23 protein-coding genes and 2 pseudogenes are annotated in these 21,027 nt (G+C 36.6%); 6 read left to right on the top strand and 19 right to left on the bottom strand.

The genetic code is table 11. The features are described 5' to 3' along the window. Positions 1-387 precede the first annotated feature (387 nt). The 4 genes and pseudogenes from Q8G36_RS16850 to Q8G36_RS16835 form a co-directional block, all read right to left on the bottom strand. Positions 388-603 carry a hypothetical protein gene (locus Q8G36_RS16850; RefSeq protein ID WP_305160915.1) on the bottom strand — a complete coding sequence of 72 codons (216 nt, stop codon included), beginning with the start codon at positions 601-603 and terminating at the stop codon, positions 388-390. After that, on the bottom strand, positions 600-746 hold the full coding sequence (locus tag Q8G36_RS16845; protein WP_305160916.1) for a hypothetical protein: 147 nt from the start codon (positions 744-746) through the stop codon (positions 600-602). The genes Q8G36_RS16850 and Q8G36_RS16845 overlap by 4 nt, the downstream gene beginning before the upstream one ends. Before the next feature lie 110 nt (positions 747-856). Further along, on the bottom strand, positions 857-1,123 hold the full coding sequence (locus tag Q8G36_RS16840) for a hypothetical protein (protein WP_305160917.1): 267 nt from the start codon (positions 1,121-1,123) through the stop codon (positions 857-859). A gap of 250 nt (positions 1,124-1,373) precedes the next feature. Beyond that, a pseudogene (locus Q8G36_RS16835) lies at positions 1,374-1,762 on the bottom strand (recombinase family protein). A gap of 157 nt (positions 1,763-1,919) precedes the next feature. On the opposite strand from Q8G36_RS16835, the gene Q8G36_RS16830 reads away from it, so the two are divergent. Then, positions 1,920-2,177, top strand: coding sequence for a DUF2533 family protein (locus Q8G36_RS16830; RefSeq protein ID WP_057277283.1), 258 nt, complete (start codon positions 1,920-1,922; stop codon positions 2,175-2,177). 210 nt (positions 2,178-2,387) lie between these two features. Then, positions 2,388-3,923 carry a stage V sporulation protein B gene (gene spoVB / locus Q8G36_RS16825; protein ID WP_305160918.1) on the top strand — a complete coding sequence of 512 codons (1,536 nt, stop codon included), beginning with the start codon at positions 2,388-2,390 and terminating at the stop codon, positions 3,921-3,923. Between the two features lie 531 nt (positions 3,924-4,454). Here spoVB and Q8G36_RS16820 read toward each other — a convergent pair. From Q8G36_RS16820 to Q8G36_RS16795, 6 genes are all read right to left on the bottom strand, one after another. Continuing rightward, positions 4,455-4,928, bottom strand: coding sequence for a YrvL family regulatory protein (locus Q8G36_RS16820; RefSeq protein WP_305160919.1), 474 nt, complete (start codon positions 4,926-4,928; stop codon positions 4,455-4,457). Between the two features lie 567 nt (positions 4,929-5,495). Then, positions 5,496-5,783, bottom strand: a complete 288-nt coding sequence (locus Q8G36_RS16815; RefSeq protein WP_284469652.1) for a hypothetical protein — start codon at positions 5,781-5,783, stop codon at positions 5,496-5,498. Further along, on the bottom strand, positions 5,783-6,082 hold the full coding sequence (locus tag Q8G36_RS16810; RefSeq protein WP_096341105.1) for a DUF2089 family protein: 300 nt from the start codon (positions 6,080-6,082) through the stop codon (positions 5,783-5,785). Before Q8G36_RS16810 ends, Q8G36_RS16815 begins: the two co-directional genes overlap by 1 nt. A gap of 969 nt (positions 6,083-7,051) precedes the next feature. Next, on the bottom strand, positions 7,052-7,321 hold the full coding sequence (locus tag Q8G36_RS16805) for a hypothetical protein (protein ID WP_305160920.1): 270 nt from the start codon (positions 7,319-7,321) through the stop codon (positions 7,052-7,054). A 690-nt stretch (positions 7,322-8,011) separates the two neighbouring features. After that, positions 8,012-8,518: a hypothetical protein gene (locus Q8G36_RS16800; protein ID WP_305160921.1), complete on the bottom strand. Its 507-nt coding sequence runs from the start codon at positions 8,516-8,518 to the stop codon at positions 8,012-8,014. A gap of 267 nt (positions 8,519-8,785) precedes the next feature. Beyond that, positions 8,786-9,331 (bottom strand): TetR/AcrR family transcriptional regulator, encoded by a 546-nt coding sequence (locus tag Q8G36_RS16795; protein WP_305160922.1) that lies wholly within the window; start codon positions 9,329-9,331, stop codon positions 8,786-8,788. A gap of 236 nt (positions 9,332-9,567) precedes the next feature. Between Q8G36_RS16795 and Q8G36_RS16790 the strand changes: the two genes are divergently transcribed. The 4 genes from Q8G36_RS16790 to Q8G36_RS16775 all read left to right on the top strand — a co-directional run bounded on the left by Q8G36_RS16790 (position 9,568) and on the right by Q8G36_RS16775 (position 12,743). After that, positions 9,568-10,650 (top strand): alpha/beta hydrolase, encoded by a 1,083-nt coding sequence (locus Q8G36_RS16790; protein ID WP_305160923.1) that lies wholly within the window; start codon positions 9,568-9,570, stop codon positions 10,648-10,650. A gap of 302 nt (positions 10,651-10,952) precedes the next feature. Beyond that, positions 10,953-11,300, top strand: coding sequence for a hypothetical protein (locus tag Q8G36_RS16785; protein WP_305160924.1), 348 nt, complete (start codon positions 10,953-10,955; stop codon positions 11,298-11,300). After that, entirely contained in the window at positions 11,278-11,415 is a 138-nt protein-coding gene (locus tag Q8G36_RS16780; protein ID WP_305160925.1) for a cyclophilin-like fold protein, read from the top strand. The genes Q8G36_RS16785 and Q8G36_RS16780 overlap by 23 nt, the downstream gene beginning before the upstream one ends. 161 nt (positions 11,416-11,576) lie before the next feature. Then, on the top strand, positions 11,577-12,743 hold the full coding sequence (locus tag Q8G36_RS16775) for an MFS transporter (protein WP_305160926.1): 1,167 nt from the start codon (positions 11,577-11,579) through the stop codon (positions 12,741-12,743). A gap of 183 nt (positions 12,744-12,926) precedes the next feature. Here Q8G36_RS16775 and Q8G36_RS16770 read toward each other — a convergent pair whose 3' ends face one another. The 9 genes and pseudogenes from Q8G36_RS16770 to Q8G36_RS16735 form a co-directional block, all read right to left on the bottom strand. Next, positions 12,927-13,280, bottom strand: coding sequence for an aminotransferase class I/II-fold pyridoxal phosphate-dependent enzyme (locus tag Q8G36_RS16770; protein WP_370694068.1), 354 nt, complete (start codon positions 13,278-13,280; stop codon positions 12,927-12,929). Further along, positions 13,260-13,653, bottom strand: a pseudogene (locus Q8G36_RS16765) (alpha/beta hydrolase); the annotation flags it as partial. The gene Q8G36_RS16770 and the pseudogene Q8G36_RS16765, both read right to left, overlap by 21 nt. A 138-nt stretch (positions 13,654-13,791) precedes the next feature. After that, positions 13,792-14,850, bottom strand: coding sequence for an alkene reductase (locus Q8G36_RS16760; protein WP_370694064.1), 1,059 nt, complete (start codon positions 14,848-14,850; stop codon positions 13,792-13,794). A gap of 255 nt (positions 14,851-15,105) precedes the next feature. Continuing rightward, complete coding sequence (locus Q8G36_RS16755) at positions 15,106-16,533, bottom strand: MDR family MFS transporter (RefSeq protein ID WP_305160927.1); 1,428 nt, start codon at positions 16,531-16,533, stop codon at positions 15,106-15,108. Positions 16,534-16,594: 61 nt separating this feature from the next. Continuing rightward, entirely contained in the window at positions 16,595-17,167 is a 573-nt protein-coding gene (locus tag Q8G36_RS16750) for a TetR/AcrR family transcriptional regulator (RefSeq protein ID WP_098370904.1), read from the bottom strand. 243 nt (positions 17,168-17,410) lie between these two features. After that, positions 17,411-17,503, bottom strand: a complete 93-nt coding sequence (locus Q8G36_RS29320; protein ID WP_220126990.1) for a putative holin-like toxin — start codon at positions 17,501-17,503, stop codon at positions 17,411-17,413. A gap of 169 nt (positions 17,504-17,672) precedes the next feature. Next, the gene (locus tag Q8G36_RS16745) at positions 17,673-18,662 is read right to left on the bottom strand and encodes a D-2-hydroxyacid dehydrogenase (RefSeq protein WP_305160928.1); all 990 of its coding nucleotides are present in this window, start codon (positions 18,660-18,662) and stop codon (positions 17,673-17,675) included. A gap of 88 nt (positions 18,663-18,750) precedes the next feature. Continuing rightward, positions 18,751-19,563, bottom strand: a complete 813-nt coding sequence (locus Q8G36_RS16740; protein WP_305160987.1) for a class II aldolase/adducin family protein — start codon at positions 19,561-19,563, stop codon at positions 18,751-18,753. Continuing rightward, positions 19,559-20,998 (bottom strand): sodium:solute symporter, encoded by a 1,440-nt coding sequence (locus tag Q8G36_RS16735; RefSeq protein WP_305160929.1) that lies wholly within the window; start codon positions 20,996-20,998, stop codon positions 19,559-19,561. The genes Q8G36_RS16740 and Q8G36_RS16735 overlap by 5 nt, the downstream gene beginning before the upstream one ends. Between the last annotated feature and the right edge of the window lie 29 nt (positions 20,999-21,027).

The raw sequence follows: 21,027 nt of genomic DNA, 5'->3' as shown, positions 1-21,027 counted from the left end.
GTTAGCCATCCATGAAGCGCAAAAATCAGCGCTTCACCACAGAGAATGAAAATTGGTCTCTATGTCGATAATGTTTTAATGGCTGGCGAAGAAGGTCGTTGAACTATGGTGCCTTTGAGCCCATCCGTTAGTCTGACTCCGACGTCCACGGTGTACCACCGACTGTCGCGCCCTTTATGGGTAGCACTCATGGGGAATTAATCCTTTTTTGGTCGTCGCGCTAGCCTCTACTTAATTTGCTATAATTGGAGGTTTTTGTTTAACGATTTACCAAACTCAATCAGATCACTCATAAGGCTCAGCCTTTTTTTAAAAAAGCATTTTTACTGGGCCTATTTTGTTGTGATTTTTTCTGGATTTTGAGCTTTTTTAATTTTCATGGGAGTTCTATAAGAAAAGCGAACCTTGTTCAAGAATCGCGCCCGATTGTTTAAGCCGTTGTTGTTTTTCTTTCTTGTTTCTGACGATGAATCCAGCAATTAATAAACTCCAAAATCCAATAATTTTCACAATTATATGTCCTATATTCCCCATACCATCAATAGATAATGAAAATAAAAAAGCCCCAAATAAAATGAATATTATAGCAAAGAACCACCTCAAAATATTAACTCTCCCCTCCATAAAGAAAGCAGTGGACCATGTTTCAGCAATACAACATTCTCTAATTCTTTCGCCAATCCTAATAGACCCATTTTTTTATTCACTAAATTGTCTCCCATTTCCTCGAATATTCTTTCATGCACTACCTATCTCCAAATTATAACAGTTTCTTAATGAACTAACCTGCCCCATTAGCTCCATAAGAAAAAGAGCTGCCTAAGCAACTCCCTTATTGAAGTAAAGCACCCTATAATTAAATAAACATTTGAAATAAAAATCTCATTGCTTCAATACCAATAAAGTAAAATAAACCAACTAAAATACTAAGACCTAAAGATACCCTTTTCCAATATCCCTTTTCGCTGAATCCAGCAAAAATCAAAGATAAAATAATTCCTGTTATCATTAATAAACGAAACGTTGAGACTTCAGGATTAATGATAAATGTTATAGCCATACCAAAGAATCCAATCACCAACATTATTAAAGTGAATGAAATAACTCCAAAATATTTTTTCATTACCTTCCTCCCCCTTAACTTATTTTACCATTCTGTAGAGGGGATTTATTTTTATTTTCTTTATTAAACTATCCTGCCCCGGTAGTTGCATAAAGAAAAAGGCTAACACTATTAAAGTCTCGTCTCTTTCACTTTAGCTAAATAGTGGAACTCCTGTCATTTTTTGCTATCTCTTTTACACTTAAATCCGTTAGATTCTCTCTCCTGAAACAGCTTCAAAGCCTTTTTAACGTCCTTCTCGTCCTTTCCTTTACGTCCCATATGGAGTTCCTTTAGCTTTTGCCCTTTCACGTCCCTCAGTGGTCCTATCTTTGATTAAATCACGTTCAAACTCAGCAATAGCCCCCAGCATAGTAAACATTAGCTTTCCAGATGGTGTACTAAAATCAATCTGTTCTTTGATGAATACTAAAGCTATTCCCCGTTCTCTAGTTCCTTAGCAATCTTTTGTAAATCAAATGTACTCCTAGCTAGTCTGTCTATTTTGTAAACAACCAGCTTGTCTCCTTCCCTTAAAAAGTCTAGCGCCTTAATCAGTTCCTCACGATCACTTTTAGCACCACTTTGTTTCTCCATGAATATCTTCTCACAGCCATATTTTTTTAACTTCTCTTCCTGTAAATCTAATGATTGATCAATGGTGCTTACTCGTCCGTATTCATAATCACATCCGATGCGTGAAACAACTACCTTTTGGATTTATCTTTTATAGTTTTTGCTATTGCTAAAAAAATGATGATGTTAATATAGAAGTAGCTATTAGAAAAATAAAAAAAAATTATAGGAGTGAAGGACAATGAGTGTACATAAAGCCCTTACGTTACATGCTCAAAAACAAAATCAACTTTTTACTAAATTTTCCCTATTAGACCAACAACGTGAAGATTATATTCAAGGAGCTATAGAATTATGTAAGGCTGAAAAGGATTTTACAACAGACCATATTAATCAAATCACTATGCAAATCAATGTTCTTGCAAACCAAAGGCTAATACCTACTCGTAAATTAGTTACCCCAGAAATGGTTCATTCATATGTGGAGTCATTAAAGTAAAATAATTTACTGATCTCTTAGTCGTAAGAAAAAGCACCGAATATCGGTGTTAACCCTCGACCTCCTGACACTCATTTTATAGATGAGTGTTTTTTTATGCTCAAATCTCCAAAAATACTCGTTAGTTCTACAAAAAGAAAAATATAGAAAGCTAGTTTACCTTTATCCTGCATATATTCAAATATGGACAAGATAAAGGGTGAATAATTGATGACTAAACAAACTCTTTTTAAAGGAACTATGATTTTAACAGTTGCCGCATTCATTACAAAGATATTGGGATTCGCTAACGGAATAGTATTAGCAAATGTAATAGGTCCTGAAGGCGTCGGACTTATCATGATGGCAATGCCTGTTACTGGTCTTTTAATTACATTAACTACGTTAGGACTTCCCATAGCTATATCTAAACTGGTTGCTGAAGCTGAAATAAAGGGAAACTATAGACGTGTAAAAAAAATCCTGATTGTATCATTAGTAACTACTAGCTTTTTGGGCTTTATTTTAATGATTATTGCAATTTTCGGTGCTAAGGCATTATCTTCACACTTCTTAACAGATCAAAGAGCTTATTATTCTTTACTTGCCGTTATACCGATAGTCCCTATTGTGGCAGTTTCTTCAGTCATAAAAGGATATTTCCGTGGCAAACAAAACATGACGCCAATTGCGCTATCCCAAGTAATTGAGCAAGTTGTTAGAATTGGGCTTATATTTTTTCTAGTTCAGTGGCTTCTTCCTTACGGAATCGAATATGCTGCAGCTGGGGCAGTTCTTTGTGGAATTATTGGAGAAGGATTTTCTCTACTATATTTATTTTCTGTTTTTAAATGGTCCAAACATAAAAAATTCAAATTACACCATTCCTTTATTAAACAGCTCAGCAAAGGTAAGGAAGTTTTCTTCGATTTACTTCAAACTGGTCTGCCGACAACTGGAAACGGCTTAATACAATCTTTGATAGGAATTATTCAGCCCATTCTGATTACACAAAGTTTGGCTCTGGCCGGTATTGGAACGGCTTTAGCTACCAAACAATATGGTATTGTGATGGGATATGCTATACCTCTAATGCTTCTTCCAGGTTTTGTAACTAATTCTTTATCAGTAGCTTTAGTACCAGCCATTAGTGAATCGAAAGAGAATAATAATCACCTTCTTATTAAGAAAAGAATTCAACAAGCTGTTAACATAGCTTTGATTGTAGGTGTTCCATGGACAATCCTTTTGTACGTTTTTGCAGAGCCCTTAACGACTCTGATATATAAGTCACCGGAAGCAGGTGCTTTTCTTAAAATCATGGGGCCATTCTTTCTATTACACTATTTCCGTACTCCCTTTCAAGCAGTACTGATTGGTTTAGGAAAAGCGAATACTGTCATGATAAATAATTTAGTGGCTTCAATAATATCCTTAATTTCTATAGCCTTTCTGGCTTCAAACCCTGAATTAGGGATTTATGGAGTCGCCCTATCTTTAAATATAGGATTGACCTTAGGTACATCCCTTCATTTCTTTTCAATTAAAAAATTAATTAGGCTTTATTTAAACCTAATCGATACTATCAAAGTTATTTTATCCGGTATTATTATGGGGTACGGTGGATTAATTACATTTAAATATATTCAAAATGAGACTACAAATTCAATCGTGATATTGGTTATATCTTTAACGATTTCCTTGCTTAGTTATCTACTATTTCTACTTTTTTTCAAGATCATTAATTTCAAAAAATTGCATAAGTAGCATACATTTAACTAACTTACTGATCGGTGACAATACAGTTATTTAATTTTTCTTTTATAAAACACACTTAACACCGTCCTATTATTCAGACGGTGTTAAAATTTTCTTTAACCATCAGCAGAAATAAGTCATTTAAACGTCTTCCTTAAGCAACTAACGCACCCGTTAGTTTAAGTACAATCCTTCACAAACTAACTTTGGAATAGGAAAAAGAGGTGCCGCAGCTACCTCCGTTGTTCAACTCAAGCTCCCTATAGTTCAATAAGGTCAATGAGTTTGACTGATATTAAAAGGGCGTTAATTGCCTAACTTATTCAATTACAAGCAGGATCAGTTCTGGGACAAATCTTTTTAATATTCTAGTTAACTATTTCATTAGCTGAATAAGGGTATTTTTTTACTTGAATTTGAATGATTTATTTTGATGGATGCATTGCTTTTATTATTAATAAGAAGTTGGTAAAAAAGCATTTATTAATCCAGGAAACTCGCCTTTCATATGGGATCTGGCGAGTTTATTGGGTTATTGATTTACTTTTTATTTTTTTCTTTATCTTCAAAGGCAATTTCAATAAAGAAGAATAATAGAACGGCACCGATTTCTGTTGTCACTGGAATGGCAATACTATTCATGAATTCATCTACTGTGTGTAATGACAGCCAAGTAAATGTGCAATCAATGACCATACGTGTGATAAATAATTTATATTTACCTAACACATATAATGATGATAAGTTGATGAAGGCAATAGAGAATAAATCAAATATAAAACCGAGAAAAAAGAAAAACAAAACAAAAATTAAGAGTGAATAAAGAGATTCATACTGCACCCCGAATAAACTGAAAAAACCTGCAATGCCTAAGAAAAAACTCTCTAAAACAAAAGAAATGGACAGAATAACAAGGAATATTAATGCTGTAACGACAAATATCTTATTAAATAAATTCATGTCTCGGAATGAATCATTATCATTATCTTTATCTTTATCTTTATCTTTATTCATTGTTTAGTAACAAATCCTTTTTGGAAATTAAAATGGCTAACATTTATTACCTAGCACTATAATATATCTTCATTTACTAACCTTACCCTTATTTATAAGGGTGTTTTTACTACAATTTGAAAGTATGATTATATAAAAGTTAGTACATTAGCCTCCAATTGGCGGCCTTCTTATGGCGCTAACGCACCCTTTAGTTAAACAATGAATATTAAATAAAATCTATTAAAACAAGTGCAAGAATGCTGAAGCCCATTACTATAAGTGTTAAACTCCCTTTCTTGTTTTTCTCAAGATGAAAGTAGAAACCATTGAATATTAAAGACAGACACATAGAAACCATCACCCAAGACGAAAGAATTAATCGTAATGCTATTGCCTCACTAACAAAAAGTGAATATATAGCAAGAATAACCGTAACTATTGCAAATAGTATCCCTATAATTCTAAGTGTTCTTATCATTCGTCCCCCTATTTACCTTGAATTCCCATAAAATATTTGTCTAAATTAATATGATAGATTAACTTTTTTATAAAAAAGTTTAATCATTTTTAAAGTTCTTGTGTTCGTCAATTAATATCATGTAACTTCATTTTTTCTAATTCTTTCATTCTTTTATTTTTTAGAGATTCTCTTCCCTGAGCCCAGCCTCCCAATAAAATCATCAATCCAGTAAATGCAACAAAAATAGTGTGAAAAGGATGTCCATTATCCATTCTATTGGACAACCATTCAAAAATAAAAACTAAATACAGAACAGGTAAAATTGCTCCCCAGTAAACATTGGTTCTTCTAGATAAAAAAAATTGAACCCCTAATATTCCAAAGGCTATTAACCATTTATAAACTTCATCCATTATTCATCATTCCTTTCGTTTTTATATTTATCAATAATCAATTTTGCCGTTTCTAAACTCATCCGTTCATCAATAACAAAATTTTTAATCATATTTACAAACTCTACATCTTCTGTTTTGCTATTCAGTTCAATTTTTTTAATTAATGTATCCAACTTAGCCCTTACTGTCGGATAGGAGACATTATAAATTTTAGATATATTTTTTAAAGACCCAGAATTTATAATGAATTTTCTTATAAATTCAATAGATTCTTTATCTAAAGATAAAATCCAAGCTGGTACATCCTCACGATTCATGTTTCCACCCCACTTTTTAATAAAATTAAGGTATATTTAAATAAAATTCAAGTATATATTAATATTATTTAAATATGAGGTGTGATAATCATCCCTTAAACTAGACTGCCCCGATAGTTGCATAAAGAAAAATCTGCCTTAAAGACAGCTCTGATCTTCAGCTAACGCACCTTTAGTTGAATAAAAATTATTTTGTTAAAAGCCAAATTGCAAATAAAACAATAGTGATTATAGCCCAAATAATAGCCTGTCTATTTTTCGAACCTCTTTTTTCTATACTCAAATAACCATCTCCCTGATTTATTTTACCATAAAAATCCAATGTCTTTATGCAACTATCTTGCCCCTTTTGTTGCATAAAAAAAGGTTGCCTCAGCAACCCTAATGAAGTAAGTACCTGTTAGTTGAAGAAGAAAAACTAACATTTGATATTGACTTATTTGATGCCTTTATCTGAACTAGTTCAAACAACAGGCAGCTACTTTACATAATTAAAATTTCTAGGAATCAGCAAAAAAAACACCTCATGGTGACGTGGATTTAGAATATAAGGTTATCTTTTAACCTTTCGTGCTTACTGAATAGAGATCAACTACACTAGGAGCACCTTCATACACAGAATTAACTATTATATCGTGATTTCTCCTGAATCAGGTACTAAGTAATCTTTAGAAGAAATATTCCAAACTTAAACTCAAAATAAAATACAATGTGGCTGCCAATATAAAAGCGAGCACTGTACCTACACCAGCACGTGCTAGATATAGTTTAACGCTACTTGATTGAAATTTAGCAAACTTTAGCTTCTGCACATATTCTAAAACAATAAAAATCGAGGCGAGTCCAATAAAAATAGCGACAATGCTACTCATTACTGTGACCAAACTTTTAGTAGGACCCAATTTGAACTAAATCTGAAAACCTTAAAACGGCTGCTCCGGCAAGCCCTTATCATGCTATAGCACTCCTTTAGGAACTCTTTTTCTTTAAATTCCAGTAAATCACAAGAACTAATGTAATAATAAGTGGAATAACAATAAAAAATGAGAATGTCCAAACTGTATTCAATAAAAATATTGCATTACTACAGCCCTGTGTCCCACATTCCGTTGCTCTTATTCCTCTTTCATTTATAGCTGTAAAATAACTTATTAGTCGTATTCCGAATAAGAAAAACCATACTACCACAATTGCAATTGAAATTATAATTAATTTAGACCAACTACCTACTCGTTCCATTTAAAACCCTCCCAAACTACTTAATAACTTGGGAAACAGCTGTTTTCGTTATTCCATTAAAGCCTTATAAGATAGAAAGGTCCTGGAATTATAAATTAAATTTTTCAAGCTCTTTCACATAAAGCTCTATAAACCCACAATTAGGGCAAACAAAACAAGGACTTATACTACTCATCGTATTAACATTAGGTTTTTCACCTGATTTGTAAATTCTAATGGGAGAACTATCTAGTTTAGCCTCTACCATAACTGTCTTACATTTTGAACAAGTATTCTCCAATAACGTCACCTTCCTAATAATCATTTCTTCGTTTATATTTATCATACTTTCAAAAAATACTACTCTTTGATTGAATGAGATTATTTGTATATAATACCATAAAAAGAAATAAAACCCTTATATTGTTGATTTTATACTTTTTTAGAATATACATTCTTAATGGAGGAATTACGTCATGGAGCTATTGCTATAGGAGCTTTTGTACAGAAATGTTTAGATAAAAATAAGAAGTAACACAATAGCTCTCTAGAGTTTAAAAAGTTGTTTGATTCAGTTTCGATTTTATGGAAAAAACGTAACTTTTTCATCTTTTTCTTATTGAACTATACTGCCCCTTTAGTGCCATAAGAAAAAGGTTGCCGCAGCAACCCTTTGTTAAACTATCGACCTCGTAGTTGAGGAATGATTCATTAAAACTTAATGTTTAATAATTCTTTCATTTCAGGAAGAACATCAGAATGTTTTTCTTTTGATAAATACATCATTTTCTGTCCTGCTCCATTTTCTTCTTGCTTCTTTCCGATCCGTTCTTGAAACATAATCCTTCCATCACTAAAAAAATTTATAGTGTATACTTGGTTATTCATTGTTTCTTTATCGGATAATATAAAAAAGTAATTCCCTTTTTTATTTAATTCTTTACTCTTCTCCAATAACTCCTTATTAGGAGGTTGCACAACTTCCATTTTGTTCACTTTATCTATAAAAGCATGTATTTCATTAATATCTGTAATGACCTTTGAAGTTGACTCGGAAGATACCCCGTCCTCATCAACACCTTGCACTAATAAAGTTGTATATTCATCTTTATTAGGTATTTCTAAAATTTCACTTTTCGTTTTTGTAGTTTCTAAACTACAAGCATTTAAGAATATTATCAGTAAAATGCAAATAGAAAACATCTTGAAAAATCTCAAATTTCATTCCTCCATTTCTTCATTCTACAATATATGTAAATTGAAAAAGTATCCATGCTTGGTGGACTAACCTGCCCCGATAGTTTCATAAGAAAAAGCCGCCTTAAAGACAGCTCCAACCTTCAGTTAAAGCAACCGTTAGTTTAAGTACAATGATTCACAAAATACATTTTAATGAATAGTAAGAAACAGGTATCCTATTAAAAGCATCTTCCAAAGAAATTATCCTTTTCTTCTTCACTAATTTAAGGGAGGTTTTAGTAGTAACTATATAATTCTCTCTAACAAATCCCCCACTTTTTCTGCCATGACACGAGGTGGATAAGGCATTCCATTCTTTAACCACCATTCCACTACCCCTACGTAAGCATTTGCAACAAATTGAACAATTACATCTTCATTTTGATCGGCATTTTTCCCTTTTGTTATGTCCACATCTTTCTTGAACTCTTCGATATTGAACTTAAGGAACTGACTGCGAAAATATGGAGCTCCTTCACTTGCTAACATCGTCGAAAAGAATAAATAATTACTCTTAAAGTATTCCATACAGTGTACAGTCGATTCTATATAATCCATTTCAGTTGCCGACTCACAAAAATTACTCATGTTGTTTATATGTTCTTCCATGACTTTATCTAATAGATCAAATTTATCTAAGTAATGAAGATAGATGGTTCCTCGATTAACATTTGCTCTGTCTGCAATATCCTGAATGGTAATGTCATCAAAACTTTTTTCAGACATCAGTTCGATTAGAGCTTTTTTAATGGCTTCTTGGCTTTTGGTAATTCTTCTATCTATTTTCGACATTGTTTGGTCACCAGACTTTCCTAAAAATAATCAACAATTTTTATTGATTTGTTGAGTAATCAACGAATTGCGTTCATTTAACCATTGAGAGCATCGTGTTTCTATTTATAATTATAAGCAGATGTTGATTAATCAATCAATGATGCTTTCTTTTTTGAACGAATCAAAGTACACCATGATAGTTACAAAAGAAAATTATTTTCAAAACAAAAATAAGGAAGGGTGTTATTTTAAAAATGAAAAAAAAATCTATTATGCGTGTACTCACAGTGATAGCACTGGGTTTGCTTTTATCCGCGACAATCATTGCATCCAAGACTGGCGTTGGCGCTGCATACACGCCGGACATTTCCAATGGAGCAGACAACTTTTACAAGAGCAACAAGGTAACCATGAAGAAGGTTGAGTTTAAAAACCAATACAACATGAATGTTGCAGGGAATCTCTTTATCCCCAAAGGTTTGAAGAAGAACACCAAAAATCCCGCGATCATTGTCGGGCATCCCATGGGCGCAGTAAAAGAACAAAGTGCGAATTTGTATGCCACTAAAATGGCTGAACGGGGATTCGTTACTTTGTCCTTGGATTTGTCTTTCTGGGGAGAGAGTGAGGGTCAGCCTCGCAACGCTGTTTCGCCGGATATCTATGCCGAGGATTTCAGTGCTGCGGTGGACTTCCTAGGCACCCGGCCGTTTGTTGACAGGAATCGGATTGGTGTTCTCGGGATTTGTGGCAGCGGGAGCTTTGCCATCAGCGCAGCCAAGATCGACCCGCGCATGAAAGCCATTGCGACAGTCAGTATGTACGACATGGGTGCAGCCAACCGTAACGGGCTTAAACACTCGCAGACTCTTGAGCAGAGAAAGAAGATTCTCGAAGAGGCAGCGGAGCAACGCTATGTAGAGTTCACAGGCGGTAAAACCAAATACACCAGTGGGACGGTACATGAACTAAATGAAAACTCTACCGCCATTGAGCGTGAGTTTTATGACTTCTACCGCACTCCAAGAGGTGAATACACGCCTAAAGGTTCGTCGCCAGAACTTACAACACACCCGACGCTGACCAGTAACGTCAAATTCATGAATTTTTATCCGTTCGAAGACATAGAGACGATTTCTCCTCGTCCCATGCTTTTCATCACGGGTGAAAACGCTCATTCCAGAGAGTTCAGCGAAGACGCATACAAGCTAGCAGGCGAACAGAAGGAACTCTACATTGTTCCGGGCGCAGGTCATGTGGATCTGTACGACCGGGTGAATTTAATCCCCTTTGACAAGCTCGAGTCCTTCTTCAAAGAAAATCTGAAGAAAAAATAAGGCTTGTGTTGAAGATCGTAGAGAGCTTTGCGTGCCAAAAGTTAGTTGAGTGAAACCGCTGTGTGAATCCTGCATATCTTGTCGGGATTCACACTTTTTTGTTTGAATAGAATTTCATTCGCTTTGTAGATTTGAAGGGTATTGTTAATCATCACCATATGCTAGAGTTCTTTATGCTTGGCGTATATAACGAATAGAGAAGATAAAAATAACGATATTCAACTTGGATTAGTGGTCAGATAGTAGCCAAGTCACGATGAATTTACGAGACAATAAAACGAAACTTGGAGGAGGAAAACGGGATGAAAAAACGATTATTTCATTCATTTGCGGTGTTGCTAGCCCTCATCCTTACTGCTTGCAATAACAATGATACTGATACAAATGACAACTCTCAACAAGAAGAGAATTCCTCTGGAGCTAAGTCTGGGGAATATGCTGCGATTGGATCCGGGGCGAACCTTGTTAAATTCCCTGAAGAACTTGAAGAGGGGATCGTGTTTGCCACTTACGATCAAGGAGATATTCATGAAGACATCTATGTAAATAATAAGGAAGCAATTGAAGCAGTGCAGAACGGAGAGGAACTTCCGAGTGGCACCATTATTACTCTTGTAGGATATAAGGATGGAGAGCTTGATCAATATTAAAGAGGCACCATCAGGATTTGACCCTACCATTGGAGACTTCACTTATTATGCTCCATGGGGGAATTTAGCTTTTTTTATAAGGACTTTGGATATTCAAATAGGCTTATTAAACTAGGGAAAATTGAATCTGGAGTAGAGAAATTTCTAATATCAACAGTGATTTTACAGTTACAATTGAAAAAGTTGACTAATTGATAAAGGTAAGATAACTCCTTAAATAACTCACCTTTACGTAATTAGAAAATGACACTTTCCTGAAAGAAGGATATCTATTTTATGACTAAACGAAATAACTTACTTCTATTTATATTAACCATCGGTGTTTTCGGAATTATTAATACTGAAATGGGGGTTATTGGCATCTTGCCTTCCATTGCTGATCACTTTCATGTCAGTGTATCAAAAGCAGGATTACTGGTGAGTCTTTTTGCCCTTGCTGTTGCTGTATCTGGTCCAACTATGCCGTTATTGTTTTCCGGAATAAATCGAAAAATGGTCATGTTACTTGTACTAGGTGTTTTCGTTTTGGGGAACATCGTATCCATATTTACAACTAACTTTACCCTTGCATTAATTGCTCGTGTAGTTCCTGCCTTTTTTCATCCAATTTACTGTTCATTGGCTTTTACAGTAGCTGCAGCCTCAGTTAGCAAGGAAGAAGCCCCAAAAGCTGTTTCTAAAGTTTTTATTGGAGTATCTGCGGGAATGGTAATTGGTGTACCAATCGTAAGTTTTATTGCTAATGCCGGTTCGATTGAAATGGCGATGGCATTCTTTGCTATTGTGAATGCTATTGTATTCATTGCTACATTGATTTTTGTACCATCTATGCCTGTTAAGGAAAAACTTTCTTACGGAGCGCAATTTTCCGTATTAAAAAAATCAATTACATGGCTTTCCATTGTGGCTGTCATTTTATTAAACTCAGCAATATTTGGTGTTTATAGTTATCTTGCTGAGTATCTGAAAACTGTTACGAATATGTCTTCGAACACAATTAGTTTAATGTTACTCATATACGGTGGAGCAAATATTATTGGAAACATTGTGGCAGGGAAGTTACTTACTAAAAATGCGAACAAATCTGTAGTGATTTTCCCTTTTGCATTGGGAATCATTTATATTGTATTATTCTTATTTGGACAGTTCACCATACCTATGGCTATCATTACGTTAATTTGGGGAATTTTAGCTGGTTTAGGGGGTAATATCAATCAATATTGGATCATGTCTTCAGCCCCCGAAGCTCCTGATTTCGCTAATGGACTATTTTTAACAGCGGTTAACTTGGGAACAACGATTGGTGCTGCAGCAGGTGGATTATTTATATCAGAAATAGGTACACAATACGTGGTATTCGTGGGTTTACTATCATTGATATTAAGTTCGGTAACGATTTTCCTAAGAAACTACAAGTTTACTCCTACACAACAACTTTCTTAATAAGGAATTAATTAAACATTCTTAAACAAGTATGAAAAGGCTAACCAATTCTAAGCCCTGGACTAAGAGATTTAGATAGGCTTCCCACATACAAAACCGACTTGCCTCTGGTGGCGGCGGTGGTTCGTCAATCCACAGATCTCGATACACATCGTCCTCAATAAGAGGAAGTCTTTGTGTTAATCACATTTCCAGTATAGAGTTTCTCCTAAAAGAAGGCATAACTATACCCGTTGGATTATGGAAAGAAGGAATTGAATAGATTGCAGCACGATTTTGGTAATTTCTTATATTACAAATTTCAAAAGGAATCATCCCCTTTTCATCCATCGATACACCCCGTAAATGGATACCGGCAGACTGGGAAGCATGCCTGGAATATAGATATGATGGTGTATTTAAAAATACTGTTGATCCCTCTTCTAATAGCCCTAATGCTATAAGTTGCAACCCATGGGTAGCTCCTGATGTCACAAGAATGCAATCTGGGGATGTATTAATCACCCTAATTTTCAAGACATCTTCAATGGACTCCATTGTTATGACATCTGCTATTTCTAATTGTTCTGCAAATTCCTCATAATCTTTGTTTTTTTGTTTTGTATATTTCGAGTTTTTATATTGGTCAGCAATTGCATCTAAAAAAATAAAATTGGTGTTTCTTTTGGTATGGGAGGGTTTGATTTTTTACCGTTTTCGTAAGTCTGTAAAAGCTCATCCCCTCCATATCATCATTTAAAAGGTGTTTATAGTATAATGCTTTATAAATTTCTTTTTCCTCTTCAGTTAAAAAAGATTGCGGAATCCCTTCAGAATTATAAGTAGCAGAAGGAACAAGTCGATGCAAACCAATTTTCGTTAAAATATTTATTCCTCTTACTGTCAATGAATCAACTATGGTGGGCTTATTTTAGTATGGTCTTTCACTAATGTGTTTTCATACAAAAAGGCGACCCTTCTTGAAGAAGAATCGCATCAGTTATAGAATAGGAAGTATGGTTAGTGCGGTGTCCAGTCATGAACAAGCCTGCCTTATATCTTATCTCTATTAAATCAGTTGCCCTAAATGTTTCTTTGCCTCGTAATCAACAAGTTTTTCATCCTGCTTAATTCGTGCCAGGTAATCCGGGTTGGCTATAAGCGGACGTCCAATCGCCGCAACGTCAATGATGCCTTTTTCCAATGCAGCTTCTGCAGTTTCAGGATCAAGCCCGCCCACACCGACTATAATTCCATCCCAGTGGCTTCGTACCAATTCATGCATGGTCAATCCTCTTGCAATCGGTTTGGTAAATTCCATCGTGGATGGGTGAATCATTTTAACTCCTGTTTCATTGAACGCTTCTATAAATGTTTGGATCGCTTTTTCAGGGTCTTCCCACATGTAAGACGGCTGGTCAATTTTCAAAGCCGAGAAACGAATAAGGGTGCGTTCCACTCCAACCGTCTCAATAACTGCTTTTAGCACTTCCTTCATAAATGTCAGACGCTGTTTTAATTCACCACCGTACCGGTCGGTCCTTTTATTGGAAGTGTCAGAATTGAACTGGTCTATTAAGTAGCCGTGTGCCCCATGAATTTCAACTCCGTCAAAGCCAGCATCCATTGCATTCTTTGCAGCTTGTTTATATTGGTTCACAACTTCTGCAATATCCGTCTCTGTCATTTCTTCAGGAATGTCAAAAGGTTTACCGAATCGTGAAACCTTTCCTTCTGCTGCAATAGGTGACGGAGCCTGCGGAGGAAGTCCTCCTGCTATTTCATGGTGGCTTGCACGGCCCACATGCCAGATTTGCGCAATAATCGTCCCGCCTTCTGCGTGTACTGCTTCCGTTACTTTTTTCCATCCGTTGATTTGCTCTTGAGTAACTATTCCGGGAACGCCAGGATTGCCCTTTGCTCTTGGTGAAATCACTACACCTTCAGTAATGATAAGTCCGATTCCATCTTGAGCCCGTTTTCGGTAATATTCTACGGTCAGGTCATTCACAACACCAGTTTCGTTATCGGCAAACGACCGAGTCATAGGAGCCATTGCCGTTCTTGTTTTTAAGTTCCATGCTCCTATTGTTACAGGTTCAAACATTTTGGTTTTTATTGTATTCATTTGAATTCCTCCTGTTAACCGCTTTATTGAGCTAACTTTTAGTAACTATTACTGTGTAAGATTATCCGATAAGTGGTTTATTTTCAAATAATTCACTCTGATTTTATTCCTTTTGATAAAATATGGTAATAAAGACCAATAAAAAACCGATTTATCCCTCAGCATTGTATTATTTACTGCTTTTTTAAACAAAAAAGCCAGACAGAGAAAATCTTTTCCCTGCTGGCTAATTTATTTTTCTTCAGTAATATCTTATTAGTCTCGTGCTGTTCTAATAAAAAACGACACGATCAAACCAATGATTGCAAGGACAAGACCGAAAATGAAGGCATCTTGAACGCCTGCAGTCAATGAACCGCTTATGGCAGATGGATCGAACGGATCTTCTGCATTTGCCATATAACTTTTTTGTGATGCTGACATGATTGTAATGGCAACAGTTGTACCGATGGCCCCCGATACTTGTTGCAATGTATTCATTAGAGCCGTTCCATCCGGATAAAGATTTTTCGGCAGTTGATTCAGCCCATTTGTCTGGGCCGGCATCATGACCATCGAAACACCAATCATAAGGAGAGAATGCATGACGATTACCATAATGATCGCAGTTTCAGTCGTTACGTTCGTCAAAGTCCATAACATGACAATCATGATAATGAAGCCTGGGATCACTAACCCCCTTGGCCCGAACTTATCAAAAATGCGCCCCGTAACCGGAGACATGATACCATTAAGCACTCCCCCCGGTAAAAGCACCAGGCCAGCTGAAAACGCAGCTAATGCAAGCCCGGTTTGCAGGTATAACGGTAAGAGAATCATGGATGACATGATGATCATGAAGGTGATGAAGACGGTTATTAAACCTAACGTGAACATCGGGTATTTAAAAACACGCAAGTCAATCATCGGTTTATCCATGTTGAATTGCCTCACAGCAAACAGGAATAGCGCTATAAGTCCAACAATGATCGAGGATAGAACTATCGCATTGCTCCATCCTTGCTCTCCAACAATACTAAAACCATAAACAATTCCCCCAAAACCAATGGTCGATAAAATGATGGAAGGTACATCGATTTTAGGTTTGGTGATTGTTGAAACGTTTTGCATATACTTGAGACCGAATAGTAAAGCGATCACAAAGAATGGCAAAGACACCCAGAAAATGTAATTCCATTTTAGATTTTCAATAATCAAACCTGAAACTGTCGGCCCGATGGCTGGGGCAAACATGATCACCAGCTCCATCAATCCCATCGTCGCTCCCCTTTTATGAATAGGGAAAATCAATAAAATGGTATTGAACATGAGAGGCAATAAAAGACCCGTTCCGATTGCCTGGATGACACGGGCTAGCATCAATAGGCCGAACCCAGGTGCAATTGCTGCAATGAGCGTCCCGATGATGGAGAACACCATTGAGGCAATGAATAATTGACGAGTATTGAACCACTGAATCAAGAGTCCCGAAACGGGAACCAATATCCCCAATGTTAATAGGTAACCCGTTGTCAGCCATTGCACGGTCGAAGGACTGACATTGAATTCCTGGATTAAATCCCCCAACGCCATGTTTAAAGCCGTCTCACTGAATAACCCAATGAACCCTGCAATTAAAAAAGCAATTAAAATGGGGGTCGTTCTAATGACTGGGTTTTGTTGCTGTGTTGCCTCTGTAGACATAAAATAATTCCTCCAATTACTAACTGTTCGACCTAAGCTTATGATAATTTTCCCGCATGACTTATTTATTTATCAGCAATAATGGTATCTGTTCCGCAATGGCTTGGAGAGGTTCCCCGTTTTTCGCCGTTAAGGATAAAAGGATACCGCCTTCAATTAAAGCATTAATTACGATACTCAATTCCTTTGCCCGTTTCTCACTGAATTCCGCCTCGAGTAATTTCTTCACATATATGGATTGCCAATCTTCTATCGCTTCTTGACAGGCCGTTCTTATCTGCTCACTCGTCGTATATGTTTCCGCTGCAATCGTCCCGATTGGCAGCCCTAATAGATTTTCACTATCACCAAAAACCTCGGATAAATGAAAAATATGAGACTGAATGGCTTTGATAGGGTCTTCGATTTCATCAAATCCCCGTTTAATTTCATCTATCACGAATTCTTTTGTATGAATAATCGCCTCGATCGCCAATTCTTCTTTGCCTTTCGGAAAATAATGATACAGCGAACCTTTTGGGATACCACTTTCCTCAATAATGTCCTTAAGCCCTACACCGTAATATCCACGTATACGAAAAAGTCGGGATGCAGCTTCAATAAGAATGTCTTTCGAGTTTCGTTTTTCTGCCATAGCTGGATCACTCCTTCGAATTATATCAACCGGTCTATTATAAACTATACTTGTATATCATTGTTTTGTCAAAAATGACAGCCTCTGAGCGGAATATGCTATTGAAAACAAAAAGAACACCTCATAATGGTGTTCTCTGCAAGTTTAAAAAATCGAGGAAATCAATACCTTCTATATAGAATCCGGTATTTTTTTAAACGCTTCCATTATTAATTCAAATACATCGGCCTGTCATCATTATCTTCAAGGATTCTTGTCATGATTTTTGAAATCAAGAATAGCAATTACAAACATGCCAAAGCTTAGCATTAGGGAAATAACTTCGAAAGTACCCATTCATACATCGCCTCCTTATATCCAGCTTTTCCTGATCAGAGATTGTCCTATACAAGAAAAAAATGAAGGGGTGGCTTTTAAACAAAAAAAGCAAACCCAATCAGGGTCTGCCCGTACTTCATTCTTATGATTGATCGTTGAAACTTTCTTTTCAAAAGACCGATCACTGTTAATAACCAAGTTTTTTTTCCACAACATTCATTAGGGGTTTACCGTCAGAAAAAAGCTTTAAATTTTTCAGGAATAATTCCATCACACGATCTAGGTGTTTGGAAGAGTTGTATGCATTATGTGGGGAAACCATGACATTTTCCAGCTGCCAGAAAGGGTGATCCTTAGGTAAAGGTTCTACTTCAAACACATCGAGAGCCGCTCCTGCTATGTACCCATTGCTCAAGGAAAGAATTAAATCATCATCTACAATCGTATTACCACGGCCGACATTAATTACATAGCTGCCTTTTTTCATTTTATTTAAGCGTTCTTTATTAAAAAAGTATGAGGTATCTTTTGTAAACGGGAGTGCCAAGACAACAAAATCGGACTTAGAAAGGACATCATCCACTTGATCCATTCCCATTATCAAATCAGCAGGTTCATATTCTTTGTTTCTCTTGGAGGGATTCCGGCGGCACCCAATAACATTCATACCTAGTGCTTTACATCTCTTGGCTATCTCATAGCCAATATCACCATACCCAATTATCCCCACTGTGGCATTTTCAAGATCTTTCACAGGAATTTCAACCCAAGTTTTGTTTATTTGATTTCTGACCATTGTCGGTACGCCTCTTGCTAACGAAGATAGCATCGCAATTGTATGCTCGGCTATCGGGACAGATGTGCAGCCTTTGACATTAGTGATGATGACATCGCTGTTTTGTATATCTTGATTCAGCATGGCCTCCACTCCAGCACTGTCTGAATGGACCCATTTAATCTTTGGAGCTTTTTTTATAATGTTAAGATTATCATGAAGCCCCAGCGTATAAAGGACATCAAACCTTGATAAATCAACTGTTGGCTGTGGTTCAGGTTCGCCGAATTCCCATGGCTCGACAACAACCTCTGAACAAATCTCCTTAAACTCATTGATGTATTTTTCCGGTATATCGCCCCTGATATAAAGTGAAGGTGCTGTTTTCTTAGAACCAGACATTATAAAACCTCCTCAAGAACCTGCGATTCCTTTTCCCTCTTTTATGGGAAGGCAATCCGTTGCGATTATACCATGCCGTGCTTTATGATCACTTCAAGAAATCTGGTTGCTCTTTTCTGATTTTGTCCCAAAGAGGCTGAAAACTCAGCCATCCCTCATATTCCGTTCCCGTTTGTTCTGCCGTTAACTTTGCATACTCTTCTTCTATAAAAATCGGCTTACCTACAGATTCAGCCATTATCTGTGCTTGACATGAACGTTCCATCGTTATGAACCACCAAGCAGCTGAATCTACAGATTGGCCCACCGTTAACAATCCATGATTGCGGAGGATGACAGCTTTGTATTGACCTAAAGCCTTAGCGATGCGCTTTCCTTCTTCGGATGCATAAACCACACCAGTAAAATCATCAAATAATGCATGGTCATTGTAGAATTGGCAGGCATCTTGCGTAATCGGATCTAACAGTCTTCCTAAGGAAGACCATGTCTTTCCATAGACCGAATGAGCATGTGCCGCTGCAATCGCGTCCGGTCGCGCTTTATGAATTTCAGAATGAATGGCAAAAGCAGCACCATTCACTGAATGTTCACCCTCTACAATATCACCTTTATGGTTAACCAATATAAGATCCGAAACGGAAATTTGACTAAAATGCATCCCAAACGGATTGACCCAGAAATAGTCTGTATATTTAGGATCACGGACCGTAATATGGCCAGCTATCCCTTCATCGAAACCAAACTTTGAAAAAAGGCGGAATGAAGCTGCCAAACGTTCCTTCCGGTGATTGCGTTCTTCTTCCATTGTATTAAATGTTGCGGGTTGCAAGGAAATTGTCTTTGTCATTTTTACTTTCCTCCTCGATTCTTTTTCCTTTTTTTTTGCCGAACCATCAATTAGCCATGGTGTCCATGTCAGCTTTACCCTTTACATCTTGCTTTACTTCACTTTCGTTCTTGTGTTCATTATTCGAACTTAGGAGAGTAATCGTAGTGATGACGGCAAAACTAGTAGCGAGCCCGTACAGAATTGGTTGAGTGGAGGAAGGTCCATTAATCACCAATCCCACAATAATAACGATCATGCTGGCCAGAATGGAGTAAAATGCTGCTGTAGCCGTAACCCTTTTCCAAAAGAAACCAAGAATGATCGGAAAGAACACGGCACCTGATAAAATGGCGTAAGCTACATCCAATGCAACTAAAATATCTTGAATCCATATCGAAACGATTATGGTCAATACACCAATCGTTAAAGTTGTGATTCGGGATGTTTTTAAAAATTGACGTTCATTCATTCCTGGACCCATATATTTTTTTATGATGTCATTAACAACTAAAGTGGACGAAGCAAGCAAAGTTCCTGAAGCTGTGGACATAAGGGCAGATACCACACTCGCAATGACAACCCCCAATAGACCAGCAGGTAAAGTTACCATCGCTATACTGGTAAATGCATTTTGTGGATCTCCTAAATTAGGAAGGATAATAAAAGCGCACATTCCAATGATACTGATTGCAATCGCATAAAAAACACTATATATACCCGCTCCAATCGTTCCCCCACGAGAAACTGCTTTGGTTCGTGCGGTAAAAAGACGCTGCCAAATATCTTGACCAACAACCACCCCTAGAGTAAATAGCAGGAAATATTGAAAAATTGTCTCTCCGCCAATGTTGCCTAATTCAAAATGTGATGCAGGGAGATTTTCTTTAAGCGAGCCCCACCCGCCTGCCTTAGAGATGCTCATCGGAAGCATGATAAAGAAAATACCGATCGTCATGATGACGAATTGCACGACATCAGTCATGGTGACTGACCACATACCTCCTAATATTGTATAAAATAAAACGATTCCACCCCCGACTATCATGGAAACAGTTAAATTCCAGCCAGCCAAAACATGTAAAATTGTCCCCATCCCAATCACTTGCGTTACAGTCAGCATGAATGTATAGATAACAGAGACAAGGGCACTGATCAATCTTGTTTGAGAATTATAGCGCTTCTCAAGCATCTCACTGATCGTCAATACTTTTAAATTAAATATCTTATTTGTCAAAAATAACCCGATAGCGATAATGCCGAGTCCGATCATCACCACTAGCCAAATACCGGATATCCCAAACTGATAACCTAACTTTGCTGTTCCTAGAGTAGAAGCACCCCCTAATATCACAGCAGCTAAACAGGATAAATACATAAAATGACCGAGATTACGTCCTGCCACAATGAAATCATCTGCTGTTTTTGCCCGTTTGGATCCAATTACTCCCACAATGATTAAAACAGAAAAATATAGAATCATGATCGATATATCCAAAATATGCATGTACACATCTCCTTTTGGGCTTGTATTGT

The organism is Peribacillus frigoritolerans, assembly GCF_030676415.1.
Lineage (GTDB): Bacteria > Bacillota > Bacilli > Bacillales > DSM-1321 > Peribacillus > Peribacillus frigoritolerans_A.
This window is presented reverse-complemented; position numbering and strand designations above follow the sequence as displayed.